This window comes from Caballeronia mineralivorans PML1(12), assembly GCF_001028175.1.
Taxonomy (GTDB): Bacteria; Pseudomonadota; Gammaproteobacteria; order Burkholderiales; family Burkholderiaceae; genus Caballeronia; species Caballeronia mineralivorans.
Genome location: NZ_AEJF01000108.1, coordinates 1 through 15745, shown reverse-complemented (window position 1 = coordinate 15745; position 15745 = coordinate 1). Strand labels below are relative to the sequence as shown.

The 15745-nt window shown below is 57.8% G+C and carries 12 protein-coding genes and 3 pseudogenes; 6 read left to right on the top strand and 9 right to left on the bottom strand.

Annotated elements, in window-relative coordinates; translation table 11 throughout:
- Positions 1-24: 24 nt before the first annotated feature.
- Entirely contained in the window at positions 25-1941 is a 1917-nt protein-coding gene (locus EOS_RS16880; RefSeq protein WP_075645357.1) for a sigma-54-dependent Fis family transcriptional regulator, read from the top strand.
- A gap of 143 nt (positions 1942-2084) precedes the next feature.
- The gene (ribB, locus tag EOS_RS16875; RefSeq protein WP_082163388.1) at positions 2085-2795 is read left to right on the top strand and encodes a 3,4-dihydroxy-2-butanone-4-phosphate synthase; all 711 of its coding nucleotides are present in this window, start codon (positions 2085-2087) and stop codon (positions 2793-2795) included.
- Between the two features lie 357 nt (positions 2796-3152).
- Here ribB and EOS_RS16870 read toward each other — a convergent pair whose 3' ends face one another.
- From EOS_RS16870 to EOS_RS16845, 7 genes and pseudogenes are all read right to left on the bottom strand, one after another.
- Positions 3153-3812, bottom strand: coding sequence for a LamG domain-containing protein (locus tag EOS_RS16870; protein WP_047847896.1), 660 nt, complete (start codon positions 3810-3812; stop codon positions 3153-3155).
- Positions 3813-3855: 43 nt separating this feature from the next.
- A pseudogene (locus EOS_RS48140) lies at positions 3856-4037 on the bottom strand (LysR family transcriptional regulator); the annotation flags it as partial.
- Positions 4038-4119: 82 nt separating this feature from the next.
- Positions 4120-4369, bottom strand: a pseudogene (locus EOS_RS48135) (transposase); the annotation flags it as partial.
- A gap of 324 nt (positions 4370-4693) precedes the next feature.
- Positions 4694-6223, bottom strand: a complete 1530-nt coding sequence (locus tag EOS_RS16860; RefSeq protein ID WP_047847811.1) for a 3-hydroxyacyl-CoA dehydrogenase — start codon at positions 6221-6223, stop codon at positions 4694-4696.
- A 7-nt stretch (positions 6224-6230) separates the two neighbouring features.
- Positions 6231-7433 (bottom strand): 3-oxoadipyl-CoA thiolase, encoded by a 1203-nt coding sequence (gene pcaF / locus EOS_RS16855; RefSeq protein WP_047847810.1) that lies wholly within the window; start codon positions 7431-7433, stop codon positions 6231-6233.
- 94 nt (positions 7434-7527) lie between these two features.
- Entirely contained in the window at positions 7528-8742 is a 1215-nt protein-coding gene (locus EOS_RS16850) for a CaiB/BaiF CoA transferase family protein (protein ID WP_047847809.1), read from the bottom strand.
- Positions 8732-9568 carry a hypothetical protein gene (locus EOS_RS16845; protein WP_047847808.1) on the bottom strand — a complete coding sequence of 279 codons (837 nt, stop codon included), beginning with the start codon at positions 9566-9568 and terminating at the stop codon, positions 8732-8734. Before EOS_RS16845 ends, EOS_RS16850 begins: the two co-directional genes overlap by 11 nt.
- A 574-nt stretch (positions 9569-10142) precedes the next feature.
- Here EOS_RS16845 and EOS_RS16840 point away from each other — a divergent pair.
- On the top strand, positions 10143-10958 hold the full coding sequence (locus tag EOS_RS16840; RefSeq protein WP_047847807.1) for an IclR family transcriptional regulator: 816 nt from the start codon (positions 10143-10145) through the stop codon (positions 10956-10958).
- A 111-nt stretch (positions 10959-11069) separates the two neighbouring features.
- Here EOS_RS16840 and EOS_RS16835 read toward each other — a convergent pair whose 3' ends face one another.
- Positions 11070-11870, bottom strand: coding sequence for an IclR family transcriptional regulator (locus EOS_RS16835; protein WP_047847806.1), 801 nt, complete (start codon positions 11868-11870; stop codon positions 11070-11072).
- A 570-nt stretch (positions 11871-12440) separates the two neighbouring features.
- Between EOS_RS16835 and EOS_RS16830 the strand changes: the two genes are divergently transcribed.
- The 3 genes from EOS_RS16830 (at position 12441) to EOS_RS16820 (ending at position 15187) form a co-directional block, all read left to right on the top strand.
- Complete coding sequence (locus EOS_RS16830; protein ID WP_047847805.1) at positions 12441-12869, top strand: VOC family protein; 429 nt, start codon at positions 12441-12443, stop codon at positions 12867-12869.
- A 191-nt stretch (positions 12870-13060) separates the two neighbouring features.
- Positions 13061-14374 (top strand): MFS transporter, encoded by a 1314-nt coding sequence (locus tag EOS_RS16825; RefSeq protein WP_047847804.1) that lies wholly within the window; start codon positions 13061-13063, stop codon positions 14372-14374.
- 42 nt (positions 14375-14416) lie between these two features.
- On the top strand, positions 14417-15187 hold the full coding sequence (locus EOS_RS16820) for an SDR family NAD(P)-dependent oxidoreductase (protein WP_047847803.1): 771 nt from the start codon (positions 14417-14419) through the stop codon (positions 15185-15187).
- 336 nt (positions 15188-15523) lie between these two features.
- Here EOS_RS16820 and EOS_RS16815 read toward each other — a convergent pair.
- A pseudogene (locus tag EOS_RS16815) lies at positions 15524-15745 on the bottom strand (transposase); the annotation flags it as partial.

Sequence of the window (15745 nt, the reverse complement as noted above, 5' to 3'; positions counted from 1 at the left end):
GGCTCGGATAGGGAGACAATGTCAATGGAGCCAGATCGCCATAATCGCGCGGTGTTGACGGCCGTCGAGCGTCACCCATTGCAAGCTGGACCACATTCTGACGGCAGCGTCCCTGTGTCGTGGGAACGCTGCGTTACGCTGCATAGCCTGAGTCCTGATCGGATCGGGCGTCCCCTTGTGCTGACCGCGCCGGAACTCAAGGATCACCGGGAGCCTGTCGCAGATCTGCTCGCCTTGTCGCAGGGAGAAGTGCATCGACTTTTCGAGGTGCTTGCGGAGCAGGACTACGTCGTAATGTTGACCGACGGGAATGGCGTAGCGCTAGATTTTCGCTCCAATGTGTTTACGTTCGATGCCTGCGATGCTGCAGGGGTACTACCAGGCTCCATGTGGATGGAGGAAACTCAGGGCACCAATGGCGTGAGCCTTTGCCTCCGGGAACAACGCCCGGTGTCCGTCGTGATGGGAGATCATTTCGCATCGTCATTGGAAACGGTGAGCTGTACCGTTGCCCCAATTTTCGGCGGGACTGGCGAGATTATCGCCGTGCTCAATGTCACAACATTGCGACCTTCTGACCATCTGGCGCAGGCGATAGTACGAAACATCGTTTCGGCATCCGCGCGTCGCATCGAAAATCTCTATTTCGACCGACGTAACGCAGATAATTTCATCCTACGATTATCCAAGCACAACGATTTTTGTGACACAGCCGCCGAAGTGCGTGTGGCGCTGGATGCGACTGGTCACATTGTCGAAGCGACGCCTTCCGCGCATCTCTTGTTGCGCAATCGGGCGCTCCCGCTCATAGGACAACCTTTATCGAGCGTACAAGGCATGGAGGCGTGGCTCGACGCCGCGGCTCAGCCGACCGCCGCGCTCGATACTGTGAACGGCCGCGTATATCTGCGCATGGAGGAGAACAGACGCCGCGCCTCGTCAGTTGCATCTCCCCTGCGAGCTCAGCGTCCAGGGAATGAAATTGCATCAGCTCGTCCATCTCTGGACGAGCTGATTGGAGACGATGAAGGGATTCGAGAATCAACTGAGATTGCTCGTCGGCTCGTTGCCAACCGCGTTCCAATTCTGCTGCAAGGCGAGACGGGAACGGGAAAGAGTGCTCTGGCACGCGCCATTCATATGGACACGGGTGGCGACGATGCGAAGTTCGTTTCTATCAACTGCGCTGCAATCACGGCTGAGCTGATCGAAAGCGAGCTCTTTGGCTACCGCCCGGGCTCGTTCACGGGCGCCTCTCGCCAAGGTTTCAGAGGGCGCTTGCTTGATGCCGATGGTGGAATGCTCTTTCTTGACGAGATCGGCGACATGCCCCTCGGGCTGCAGACGAGACTCTTGCAGGTCTTATCCGATGGAGAGTTCGTTCCAATCGGTGCTACACGTCCGGTGAGAGTGAACTTCGCACTGGTGGCGGCAAGCCTGCATGACATTCCCCAGCTCGTTCGCGAAGGGAAGTTTCGAGAAGATCTGTATTTCCGGTTGGCCGGGGCGACTGTTCGGTTGCCCGCCCTGCGGGAGCGCGATGACCGGCACCACCTGTTCGAGCAGGTTTTTAAACAGGCCGCGCAGAATGCAAGGAAACGCACGCCATGCATCGATGAGCAAGCTCGGCGTGCGCTTTCGGCACATCGCTGGCCGGGAAATCTCCGTGAATTGCACCATGCCGCCCGCTTCGCCATCGCAGTCGATACCGATGGTGTGATCGGTCAACGTGATCTGCCGCCACCCTTGAATGCCCACGGTGGCACAGATATGTCGGCAACGGGCCGCGGTAGACGAAATGCAATTGAGACAGCATTGGAACGCAGTCAGTGGAACGTGTCCGAAGCAGCAACTGGTCTCGGCATCTCGCGATCCACGTTACATCGGCAAATGAGAGCACTCGGGATCGATCGTCCCGATGACGAAATCGCACCGACGTAAGGGGATGACGCGACAGTGACTGTCGCAATGAGCGTCATCTGCAACAGTGCTGCCCCACTCTACCCATTGATTTTCAAGGAACTACCGACTGGCATGTTATCTGCAATGTTCCTGTTGAGAATAAACACACCTCAACAGGAGACATGATGGACCTTGCACGCGTCACCAGCGATGGCGAAATGACCAGTACCACAATTCAAGAAGCGCTGTCGGCCATGGCCAACGGCACCCCACTGATTGTTGTCGATGATGAAGATCGCGAGAATGAAGGCGACCTGATCGTCGCAGCAGAGATGGCGACATCTGAGACCGTTGCCTTCATGATACGCTGGACGAGTGGCATTCTATGCGTAGCCTTGCCCCGCGAACGGACATCGGAACTCCAACTTCCGCCGATGGTGCAAGAGAATTCTGATTCCATGCGCACTGCCTTCACTGTATCGGTCGACCTCCGTCACGGGACCACTACCGGAATCTCGGCAAGCGAGCGCGCCGCGACGATTCGGGCACTTGTCGATCCCGCACGCCGTGCCGCCGACTTCACTCGCCCAGGCCATGTTTTTCCTCTTCGTGCAGTTCGCGACGGGGTGATGAAGCGGCCCGGACACACGGAAGCTGCCGTCGATCTAGCTTGTCTGGCCGGCTTGCAACCAGGCGGTGTACTTGCCGAGATAGTGAACGACGATGGCAGTATGGCGCGCCGTCCACAGTTGGAGAGCTTTGCGCGACTCCATGGGCTGCCCCTCATCACTATCCGCGATCTCATCCGCTACCGGCAGCAAATGGCGGGGATGGCACCAGCTAGCAAGGTATCCCTTGATGCTTCGTCCAAGCCGATTTTCGCGGTCGCCTGAATAACCTAAGTTGCCTGTCTGAATGCTTCCCCGAGGCCAGGCTGCGCCTGGTCAGACGACCGCTACATCGCATCCGGCCTACTCGTTCCAATCCCACGGATCGCACCCAAGCGCGCCTAACAGCACGTCATCGTCTCCCGTTAAAACCAGCCCAACGGTCATTGGGTACGACCAGCTTCGTCTCACGTACAAAGTTATCCTAATTGAAAAGCATTTGTTGTGGTGGGCGATCGTCAGTGTGACACACGTGGGCGCAAAAATTTCCGACAACAAAGGACCCTGTAATGAAGAATATCGTCACCAGCGTTGCTTCTGTCTTCGAACCGCATTCCCCGTTCGATATGTACGGTCGCGGCCCTAGTTGAAATTCGTGACGCGCAGATTTCTAAAATGCGCGACCGTGCCGGATTCGATCCAAACGCCGACGCCACCGCGCTGTGCGCTCCCGAATTTAAGATCATTTACGAGAAACGCCGGCCTGTCGCTGTGATCGAGGTAAAGTTGCGCCCGATTGCCGTCCACCACGATTTTCATGTGAATCCATTGCCCGAGAGCGATATCGGCATAAGTTTCATATTTCTCCGGGGAATCAGTCCGAAGTTGAGTAAACCTAAAGTCTGGGTAGGCAGCATATTGCACCGTATGGTTCCTCCGAACCTGATCGTCAGCCAAGCTATTTGTCGGGCGCAGGTAAATGCTCTCGAATCGCGCTGCGTCGTCAATTCGAAATGAAAGCCCAATGAAGCCCCTTGCATAGTCGGGCGCGTCGGGCGCCAAGTCGCTGGCGAGATCGACCTCTATTGTCCCGTTGCGAAAATCAATCGGGAGCCATGCCATGAAGTCTCGATCGCTCAGTTGTTCCTTCGCCGGATCTTGGTAGGAAGAGGACAGCATCTTCAATTCGAACGCCGACTCTCCCTTGTAAAGGGACTGGCGTAATGAAACACCTGAGAGTACGAAATCAGAGACAGTATTTAATCGAGGCATGGCTTCTTCGTTTGATATTGAAATGGTCATGATAGCGTGAACAAATAAATATGTTGCAAGGCGCACGGCATCACTCGCCAGCTTCGGTAAGCGCGATACGACGGGTTGTTATATGCAGAAGACGGGTGCGCAAGCGCACTCTAAGACCGGCGCGCGAAACCTTCGCTTAGCTACATCCGGCGGCACTCCCGCGGCCGTGAAGCTCGCATATTTGACCACCTGCTTGAATATGCGGAGATCCTGAAGCGTATCAATAGATCTTTCGGCGCTGCAGCTTCCCCCGGCGAAGCGGGTCCGCCTGTCCACAGATACATAGGTGAGTTCAATCTCCGATAGGGACCTCTTCGCACAGCCTGCGCTCGGAGCGAATGCCGAAGCAGTAGCCCACGCATGAGCATGCGGATCACGAATTCTGGATGAATCGAAGGGCGACCGATCGAACTGTAGAACGGCGCGAGATGTTGACGCAAGTCGCCGAGATCGATAGCCCGGTCGATGCCTCGCAGCAGGTGGCAGTGAGGAACGTGATTATCGAGATTGAACGATTAGAAAACCTTGCCCTGTCCGCTATCCAGTTGACCCGTCATGACGGTTTAATTCTCGTCCTTCAATATTTAAACGAACCTAATCATTGGGATAAAAAAGACCTCTTAACAGAATTGACCATCTGACACGTTGAAGCCGGGAGCGAATCAGCGGCGGCTAACTGGCTGAACTGGCCGTTCGAGCTCGTCCCCGGTTTGGCTGGTTACGCCAAGAGCCGAGTCTCGGTCCACAGTCCGCATGTTCGACGCAGACGAACCAGACAAGGTCCAGATATGCGCCGTTCTCCTTCACCGTGGCCTGGCAGCCTGCGCTGCAATATATGCCGCCCATGCGGTACCCAAATGGCTGGCAATCGAGGTGCCGCCTCAGTCCACTAGCGAGAGGGGCAGTCCCAACGCCGCTCGGCGCGCCAGCCAGACGCCCGGGCGGTACCGCGGATCGCCATAGACCTCGACAAGCCCCTGCAACACCCCAATGATCCTTTTGGAGCCGATATTATCGCCGAGCGTCAGTGGTCCGAGCGGATAGCCGAGTCCGAGACGGACGGCCGCGTCGATATCAGCCGGCGTGGCAATCCGCTGCTGGGCAATTTCGCACGCAGTGTTGACGATGCTGGCGACGACGCGCTGGGCGACAAAGCCGCCAGAGTCACGGATCACGGAAACTGCCGAGCCGTCGATTGCAAACAGCGCTTTCGCTCTCGCGAGCATGTCCGGCCGGACTGCCGGAGTAGGCATGAGGACGCGCCTAATGCCTTCATCGAAGCCGAACAGCGTATCGACCGCGATCACGCGTGTGGCATCGAGCGATTCGGACATTGCGGTTGTGGTCGCGTCGTGCCCGAGCGGCGTAACCAGGATTAATGCGTTGTCGCTGGGAGCACTGCCCGACTCCGTTTCGACAGCTAACTTCTCGAGCAAATCGCGCACGAGCCGGGCTTCGTCCGAGTGTCGACCACTCACCCAGACCGGCGCGCTTTTCCACTGCGGGGCATTCGGTTCAAGGACGGCCGGTTTCGAGAGCTTCGCGCCTTGCGCATACTCATAGAACCCTGAGCCGGTTTTCCGTCCCAGGACACCGCCCGCAAGACGAATCGCCGTTATCGGCGATGGCCGAAACCGCGGCTCGTCATAGAACTGTCGATAGATCGACTCCATCACAGGATGTGACACGTCAAGACCTGTGAGATCAAGCAGTTCGAAGGGTCCCATTCGAAAACCCATTTGCTCACGCACGATGGCGTCGACGGTCGCTTCGTCGGTCACGCCCTCCTGGACGATGCGCAAGCCTTCGGTGTTGAGCGCGCGCCCTGCATGGTTGACGATGAAACCCGGCATGTCCCGGCAGCGGACCGCCGTGTGTCCCAGTTGCGCGGCGAGCGATGCGAGCCACTCGATCGTGGTATCGCTGGTGCGCAGTCCGCGCACCACTTCCACGACTTTCATGAGCGGCACCGGGTTGAAAAAGTGATAGCCTGCAACCCGCTCAGGGTAACGACAACCCGCGGCAATCGCCGTGATGGACAACGACGACGTGTTCGAAGCGAGCACCGCGTCGTCGCGCACGACTTCCTCAAGTTGGGCAAACAGGAGCCGCTTCACCTCAAGCTTTTCGACGATCGCCTCGACCACCAGATCGCAATCGGCAAGTCCGCCGACGGAGTCCTCCGGCTGAATGCGCTGCAGTGCCGCCTGCGCCTGCCCCGAGGTGAGCTTGCCTTTGGCTGCGAGCTTGTCGAGCATGGTGCCGATCGCAGTGATGGCGCGTGCTGACGCGGCGGCATCGATGTCCATCAGCCGCACCTCCAAACCCGCAAGCGCAGCGATCTGGGCGATACCCTGACCCATCGCTCCCGCGCCCACGATCCCAATCTTCGCGTCTTCAACGTTTTTCATGGCTCGCTCAGACTCGTTCGATGGCGATAGCAACGCCCTGCCCGACGCCGATGCACATCGTGCAGAGCGCGAAGCGGCCACCGGTATGCTGGAGTTGGTAACTCGCAGTCATCACAAGTCGTGCGCCGCTCATGCCAAGCGGGTGTCCGAGCGCGATCGCACCACCATTCGGATTGACGCGTGGATCGTCATCGGCAACGCCGAGCATTCGCAGCACCGCAAGGCCCTGCGAAGCGAACGCTTCGTTCAGTTCGATCACATCAAACTGGTCGATCGTCATATTCAGGCGCTTGAGCAGCTTTTGCGTCGCGGGCGCCGGGCCGATGCCCATCACGCGTGGCGGCACGCCTGCGGTTGCGAGACCCAAAATGCGTGCGCGCGGCACAAGCCCGAAGCGCTTCGCGTTGCCCTCGTCCGCGAGGATCAGCGCCGCCGCGCCGTCGTTCACGCCAGACGCGTTGCCCGCCGTCACACTGCCGTCCGGACGTACTACGCCTTTCAGCTTCGCCAGCGCTTCGAGACTCGTCTCACGCGGATGTTCGTCCTTCGAGACGACAATTGGATCGCCCTTCTTCTGCGCAATCGTCACCGCGACAATCTCCTGGGCGAGCGTGCCGTCCTTCTGCGCGCGGGCCGCCTTCTGCTGGCTGCGCACGGAGAACGCGTCTTGATCGGCACGGCTGACCTTGTAGTCGTCGGCCACGTTCTGGGCCGTTTCCGGCATCGAATCGACACCGTGCAGCTTTTTCATCAGCGGATTGACGAAGCGCCAGCCGATGGTCGTGTCGTAGATTTCGGCCTGACGCGAAAACGCGGACTTGGCCTTGCCCTGCACGAACGGCGCGCGGCTCATGCTCTCCACGCCCCCAGCAATCAGGAAGCTCGCCTCGCCCGACTTGATCGCGCGCGCTGCGATGCCGATCGCGTCCATGCCCGAGCCGCAGAGGCGGTTCACGGTCGTGCCCGGCACGCCTTCGGGCAAGCCCGCGAGCAGCGACGACATGCGCGCGACATTTCGGTTATCTTCGCCCGCTTGGTTTGCGCAACCGTAGATCACTTCCTCGACCATGTCCCAGTCGACATCCTTGTTGCGCTCCATCAACGCACGCAGCGGCACGGCGCCGAGATCGTCGGCGCGCACCGACGAGAGCACGCCCGCATAACGGCCGATCGGGGTACGAATCGCGTCGCACAAAAATGCTTCAGTCATGCTCGTCCTCATCCAGATAGTAAGTTGGCTTGCACGATCGCTCAACCTCGGTCATCACCACAGGCTACCGCCGGCCATCCCCATTTCATCGGCGTTAGCTTTGCTGCTCGACGTTCGCGACGGCGGCCCCTTCCGCGAGCAAGCTCTCTATCTCGCCGGACGAGTAACCGATCTCCTCAAGAACAGCAAGCGTCTCCCACCCGCGTGGCTGCGAGAACGATCGAAGCGGCGGGTAGGCGTCGTCGAAGCTGATGGTCGACCGGATCGCCACTGTCTTGCCCTCGGTCGGATGCTGCTCGTACTGCAGCAGCCCGACCACTTCAAGATGCGGATCGTGAGGCAGGGTTTCGAGCGTATGACACGGTTTAACGGCGATATCTGCTGCCTGAAGTATCTCAAGCCACTCCTTTGTCGTCCTGTCGGTCAGTGGAGCACCTCGAATTGCAAACCACTCCGCGACGTTTTGCGCACGAGCAGCGACCGTTGCGAAACGCGAGTCATCGATGAGTTCGTCTCTCCCGACCGCTTTCAAGAATGCGCGGACCTGCTGATCGGTATTGATGGTGAAAGCTACCCAGCCGTCCGCAGTCTTCACCGGTTTGTTGTGCGGACTCAGTAGACGAAGGTCGCCCGGCGGTCCGACAGGCGGATCGAAACTCTGCTGCGCCAAATGTTCCTGCAACACGAATGCAGCCATCGTCTCAAACATTGGAACCTCAATGCTGGAGCCATTGCCCGTCACCTTGTGATTCATGATGGCGGCAAGAATCGACCCGGCTGCGATTTCGCCCACGACGTGATCGCAGATCAGCATGGGCACGTAAGCGGGCACGCCGTCGCGTGCAAGCGTGAGGCCGGTCATGCCCGTGGCTGCCTGCACCACACTGTCGTAGGTGGGATGACCGGCATAGGGGCCGTTGGTCCCGTAACCGGTAATCAGACAGTAGATCTTGTCCGGGTGCTTTTCTCGGATAGTGTTCGCATCGAGTCCCAGGCGCTTGAGTGCCTGAGGACGCATGTTTGCAATGATGACGTCAGCGGAGGCGACCAGCTTCTCCATGATCGTCTTGCCACCAGGCTTTTTCAGGTCACAGCAGATATTCCGCTTGCCGCGATTCAGATGCAGGTATGCGCCAGAGTGCTGGCCTGTCGGCGATAGTCCGCCCAGGCCACGCATCAGATCGCCATCCGGGCTTTCGACCTTGATAATTTCGGCACCGTATTGTGCAAGTCTCGCACTGCATACCGGGCCGACCACCACACTGGTCAGATCAAGAACCCGGATTCCCTTCAGCGGTTCAAAACTCATTGACGTTAGCCTCCATCTCAGCGGCGAGTTTTCCTGTGTCGTCGTATGCTTTCAGGGTCCATCCTTCACCGTGAGGATCGGCCGCAAGCGTGATCGGCCGGCCGCAGAAGAGAGGCGCGACGTTTTTCATACTGAAATTGCGCAGGTCAAGTTTGAGTTCCCTGCGCGCGAACTCGGTAAGCAGGAGCGTCGTCAGACCACCGTTGACCACCAGATCAGGGAAACCCTCGACCTCGCACGCATAGGACTTTTCGATGTGAATCTTGTGCGAGTTGAAGCCCAGCGCTGAGTACTGGAAGAGCAGGGTTTCGTCAGGCACAACAACCTGCGTCCTCGCCGCTGTTATGGGCTGAACCGCCTGCACCGACTCCTTGAAGCGTGACTGACCCGGTAGCAGGACATAAGTCTGCGTCTCAGTGACGGCGGCTTCGGTGGCCCCTTCGAGTCGAATTTGATGACCAATGATGACGACGGCCATCGGCCCGGACGCATTGCTCTTTTGCGTCAGGCTCGTGATCCCGCTGGTCCGAATCACCTTCGCGCCAACCGGGATCTCAGTGTGGTACGCGGTGCTTCGGCCACCGAGCAGCAAACGCGTGAACCCAAGGTCGGGCATCGGCACGCCCAATCCTGGGAAACCATCGCTCCGAAGGTCCGAGCGGCGCGTGTCGGCGGCCATTAGCAAAAAGTGCCAACCTTTCGGAAGCGGATCGCCTTCTGAGATGGACTCGGTCGGAAGGTCCAGCATCGCAGCAACGCGCCGAGCCGCGGAAAGAGAGCAGACTTCGCTGCGCGTTACCGGCTGATATTCGCCGTTATCAAACATCTGTCGATTCCTCTCTAGCCTTGAGGGTTATGCCGGCGTGTTTCAATTCTCGCCAGCAACGTCTATATTGCATATATGAATTTATTATTTCACTGGTGATTATATTCACTTATCGAACTAACGTAAGCCATGGTTAACGCTATGTCATGTTTCGTATATAAAATCAGCAATGTACGAGTGGTTGGAAGTTCGTAGCGATTGGTCACTGCGCCGCTCGAACACAACGCGCCTGCTTTGGCTGGATGAATTGCCCGATGAATGCGGGAAACGGCCACAAACGACTCGCTGATGACGGAAAACAGTGAAAAAGCACGAATGCAGGCCTGAACAGCTGACTTTTTTCGCGTTCGCGCGGAGCGCAAGGCCGACGTAGCGCCCGCGACAACACTGTAGTGAGGGCGCGAACATGATTGAAGTGAGCAAGCCGATCCAGTAAAGTGACCGGCTCCGCTTTGAGCGCTGCCATATCGATTTGACAGGCGCCGCCAAGGCTTCGATGATGAAACGCCGCCTACCGTGAAGTGAATGTGGGGAAAACCGGGCGGCAGCAACGCGAAAATCCAGAAGGGCCGCCATGAAGGATGATTTGACTGACACCGCGCAAGCGCCTGAAGCGGAAGGCCGCAGCTATTCCGCGCCCGCCCTCGAGAAAGGCCTCGATATTCTCGAGATGCTTTGCCGCACAGAAACGCCACTTCCACAGAAAGAGATTGCGCATCACCTCGGACGTAGTGTCGGCGAAATTTATCGGATGCTTGCCGTTCTGGTGAGTCGCAATTACGTGACGCAGATTGACGATAGCTACTACATTACAACGAAGCTATTCGAACTCTCGCACAACAATCCACCCACGCACCGGTTGCTCACCGAGGCGCGGCCGCTTATGCAAAAGCTCGCGAGCCAGCTCGATCAGGCGTGCCACTTGACGATGTACGGACAAGGCCGGCAGATCGTTATCGCCAAGGTGGACACGCCAAGTGGAATGGGTTTCAGCGTGCGGGTGGGCTCCGAGCTGGACGTACTGGTGTCCGCATCCGGCCGGGTGCTTCTCGCGTTTCAGGATCGTGAAACCCGACAGTTTCGTATCGACGAGTCGCTCAGTCGACGCCCTGAACAGACAGATCCGCAAATCGAAGGCCTCCTTGAATTCATCAAGGAACGTGGGTATGAATCCGCGCCCAGCGTTCAGGTTCGTGGACTATACGCTGTGAGTTACCCGATCCTTGATTCACAAAGCCATGCCATCGCTGCACTGACCGTTCCCTACGCCGAACGGATCGACCAGGCGCGGCGCAAGTCAATTTCCGACATCGAAGATGCGTTGGGAGAGACAGCACGTCTGCTCTGCGCGCGCATTGGCGGACCATCACAAGCTAAGTCCCGCGCCTAGTCGGAGCGGATCTTGGCCGCACACAGCCGTGGATCAGCTCTCCTGTTAGAGGGTATCGGTCATTCATAAGTCAGCCGCGTACCGGTTTCGACCCGCTCGAGCGGGGCCTGACTATCGCGAGGGGCACCCTATCTTTTCAGATAGCAATTTGGCTGCCTCAGCCAGCGCCTCGTGTATGACTGCAATTGGTTTGCGTTGCGCCTGGTCGATCCGTTCGGCGTAGGGGACGGTGAGCGCCGCGTTCGCGTGACCCTGAGAGTCAAGGATAGGGAAGCTCACAGCGTACAGCCCTCGCACCTGCGAACTAGGTGACGATTCATAGCCGCACTCGCGGATGAAGTCGAGGACGACCGCAATCTGTGGGTCCTCTTGGTCAGCCCTGCGCTGCAGCGACTCGGCAATTCGCAGATTCCTGGTCTCGTTGTCTTGAAAGGCAACGAGCACCCGACCGGAGACGGATATCAACACATCCAGATCAGAGCCAACCCTGAGGCTGAACCCCATGCCACTGGGCGTATCGACTTTTGCAACGACCACCTGCTTGCCATGGTTATACACCGTTAGATGGCACGACACGTCCAATTCGCTGGCGAGCTTGTTCATGATCGGCGTCGCCTCCAGCAGCAGCTTGTGAGTCGGCGGATTCAGCTGCGAAAGCTCAAAAAGCTTGGTCGTAATAGTGTAACTGTCGTCGACTTGAGCCACATAGCCGCGGTTTACCAGACACAGGACCATGCGGTAAATCTCGCCCACGCTCCTGCCCGCCTGCCCAGCGAGGTCTTTCAGCGACACGGGACTCTGACTGCGGCAAAGCACCTCGAGAATATCGAGGCCCTTCTCCAGCGCAGGCGCGGAATAGCTTCTTGCGTTGGCTTCGGTTGATTTCTCAGCCACGCTGAAATCGTCTTTCATAGCAAATTCCTCTATTGCGGCAATTGGATCGCTTAGCCCTCTGGCTGGAAAAGCGGGCCGCGTGAAATGAACTTGTGAACTCGCACAATCGTCCCCGATCGTCCCGGCACACCTGCGGCACGCGATGGTTCACTGACGACTTCCGTCTATCATCGTCATTTTATATGTGAAATTACGATTTTCAACTGCGATTTCTTCCCTAATTGGTCAACCCCTCGGCATTGACCGCATTTCCGACTCACGCCCAGTTCGTCGGCTACGCTGCATCGCATACTGATCGCGCAAAGCCCAGCCTTGGACATCAGATGATGTAGGGCGTGGGTTCCAGCGCCCTAAGGGGGAATGGAGGATCACTCATTGAAAAAACTTGTAGGTGTTTGCACCTATGCATAGTTGACTTCACCTATGAAACCATTTACCTTGACATCACGCTCTGGGGCCGGCGCAATTCAGCCACCTCACTGAAGGCAAGCGTGCCTCGGGAGGGACGAGAAGGTGCGTAGCTCCCTGGAGCAAATCACAGCACCGCCACGCGCGGTGCCACCCATTTCGAACCGATAAGGACCCGACATGAACTTCAAATTCCACCACCTGAATCTGTGCACTGACAGCCTTCCGCGGCTGACCAAGTTCTATCAAACCCTCTTCGATCTCGGCACGATCAACGACGAGGAACACGCTCGTGTTAACGCCGAGAGCACCACCACCGGCTACAACGGCAAAGTCGATTTTTTGAGCGATGGGGACATCGAGTTTCACTGGGCCGAGCGCGACTTGGATACTGGTTTCAAGATGAACCAGATCGTCAATCCTATGGCGCGTGGACACTTCTGCTTCCGCACCGATGACATCGAGGGTTTCAAGCGACGCCTCGATCAACAGGGCATCCGATATTCCGATTACGGCCGGTGGGCGATCGCGGGCTGGCACCAGGTTTTCCTGCAGGATCCCGATGGAAACGTGATCGAAGTGCATCAACCGAATGTATTCGGGCGCTAGGTTGCGCCAGGTGCAGCGACGGATCCATCTCCGGTAGACGGTCAGGATCAAGTGCTGCGCCTCTCGCAGGAAACTCTGTCCTCCCGTTTCCCCGGTTGGGTGTGACCAACGCTTAACCCAGACATTCCTGATCGAGATTACTCAGCCATTTCTCTATAAAGCAAATCAATCACCCACCAGGAGACATCCCGATGACAGACACATTAACCATGGAGGCGCCAACCACTCCAAAGAACTCGATGGCGAAGCGCGCAACCGTCGCGAGTACCGTCGGTTCAGCGCTGGAGTGGATCGACTTCACCGCCTACGGCGCGGTCGCTGCAACCGTCTTTCCCAAGATTTTCTTTTCTCAAATGGATCCGAACATCGGAATCCTCGCCGCGTTCGCTACGTTTGGGATTGGGTTTTTTGCACGCCCGCTTGGTGGGCTCTTCTTCGGAATGTTGGGTGATCGCATTGGACGAAAGAACATCCTGCTCTATACGTTGTCGCTCATGGGAGCCGCATCGTTCTTGATTGGCTGCCTGCCGACCTACTCTACCATCGGCTTCGCGGCACCATTGTGTCTCGTACTCCTACGTTTCCTGCAAGGCTTCGCGCTGGGCGGCGAGGCGACCGGGGCTCAACTGATGACGATGGAGCATGCTCCGCAGAACCGCCGGGGACTGTACGGATCGTTCATTAACACTGGCTCGTCCCTGAGCGCAGCACTGGCGAGCGGAATGCTGTTTGTGCTGACGAGCACGCTCGGTGCGGAGCAATTCCAGGCGTGGGGGTGGCGTATCCCTTTCCTTTTGAGCTTCCTGCTCGTCGTTGTCGGAATCTATATTCGCCTGCGGGTTTCGGAGACCCCCGCCTTCATTCAGGCGCACGCCAAAGGCGCGGAAGAACGCGTGCCACTCGTGAAGGCATTCGCTCAATATCCGGGGACGATTTTCCGTCTGCTCATAATCTGGTGCGCTCCTACAGCATGTTTCTACGTGATTACTGTCTTCTCGCTCAGCTACATCACAAAGAATCTGGGCCTTCCGACTCAGACCGCGTTTCTCTGCCTGATGGGCGCGAACCTCATAGCAATATTTACGGTGATATTGGGCGGTGCCGTGAGCGATCGGATTGGCCGCAAGCCGACCATGCTGATTGCATCGGTGCTGACGCTCGCGATCGCGCTTTCTTATTTCACGCTGCTCGACACGAAGAACTGGTACGTCATCTTCTTCGCGATAGCGGCGTTTGTCGGGTCGCTTCAGATCCAGTCCGGAGTACAGCCTGCTCTCTTTGCGGAACCGTTCCCGACGAACGTCCGCTACTCGGGCTCCGCCGCTGCATATACCGGTGCGAATCTGCTGGTGGGCGGCCCCACACCTTTTATCTGCGCATGGCTGCTTCAGCATGCGGGCGGACAGACCTGGGTAATTACCGCTTTTTGCGCAGTTGTCATAGGCGCCTCGCTGATCGCCATCATTGCCAGTCCTGAGACACGGCACCTGGATATTAAACGTTAACGCTCGTGCGACACGCACTGGCAGCATTTGGAGTGTAAAAACATGCTTTTACAAGACAAGGTCTGTGTCATCGTCGGCGCGGCGTCGCTCAGAGGGATTGGCTATGCCGTGGCAGAGCTGTTCGCGGAGCACGGAGCAAAGATCATCGCCGTCGATATTTTGATGAACGACATCATCACCAGCGAGATCAAAGCTTCCATTGACAGCAAAACCGGACGCAACGCGTATGTATCAGGTATCCGCTGCGATATTGCGAATAGTGCAGATTGCAGGCAACTGTTTAAGGAGGCACTCTCGCGCTACGGAACGGTGGACTGCCTCGTGAATAGTGCCGCGATTGTAAAGGCGCAGTCCATGCTGACAATCGAGGAAGCCGACTACGATCGAATCATGGGCGTGAACCTTAAGGGCGCCTTTAATCTCTGCAAGAGCGCGCTGGAAGTATTCGCAGAGCGCAAGAGCGGAACGATCGTCAACGTGGCTTCAGTGGCCGCGCAACGTGGCGGTGGGCTGGTCGGCGGTGCGCACTACGCCGCTTCCAAAGGCGGCGTGATCAGCCTTACACGCACTATCGCCCGCGAGTTCGGCCCCTTGGGAATTCGCGCGAATGTCGTGTGTCCGTCGATGACGGAAACTGGGATGCTGGATGGCATGACTGCGGAGAGGCAGAAAGAGATCGAAATGAGCATCCCATTGCAGCGCGCTGGACGACCCGTCGAGATTGCCGGCGCGTGTCTCTTCCTCGCATCCGATCTTTCAGGTTATGTGACGGGCGCCACCATCGACGTAAACGGCGGCAGTCACATTCATTGATCGCGGACTCCCAGATAACAAACGCGGGTGCACTGTTAGTTGTCAGGCGGCCCTGGGCGGGCTCATTTCGAACTGCCCGCTGGCCGCCTACGTGAAAGCGCACACTGGCCCGCGAATTTTCACGACCATCCAACGTACTCTACCAAGGTGGAACCAACGTCCAAATGTCTCTCTCGACGAGCGGCCGTAGATGGCCCAGAATGTGTCAAAACGCGTAGCCGCTGGAAATTTGACGGCACGCTTTCTCAGAGCAGATCGCAGCTTATCGATCGCGGCACCACAAAGGTCAGATCAGAGCTGAACGTATTGCAAGGACCCGTCCGCCCCGGGCGGGCTTCACGCCCGCATCGCCCTCATAACCGTTTCTGAACCGATTAGCTTGATAACCCGCTCATGTTGTAGGCGAGCACGTGCAAGCTCGTCTCCGTGCTCACCCGCTCGATAGTGCGCGTTAGGAAATGAGTCACTCCCATCCAGGCCTTTATCGTGCCGAAGGGATGCTCGACGGTCTGTCGTTGGATACGCATCATGTCCGGGGCTAGATCAAGCCAGACCTGC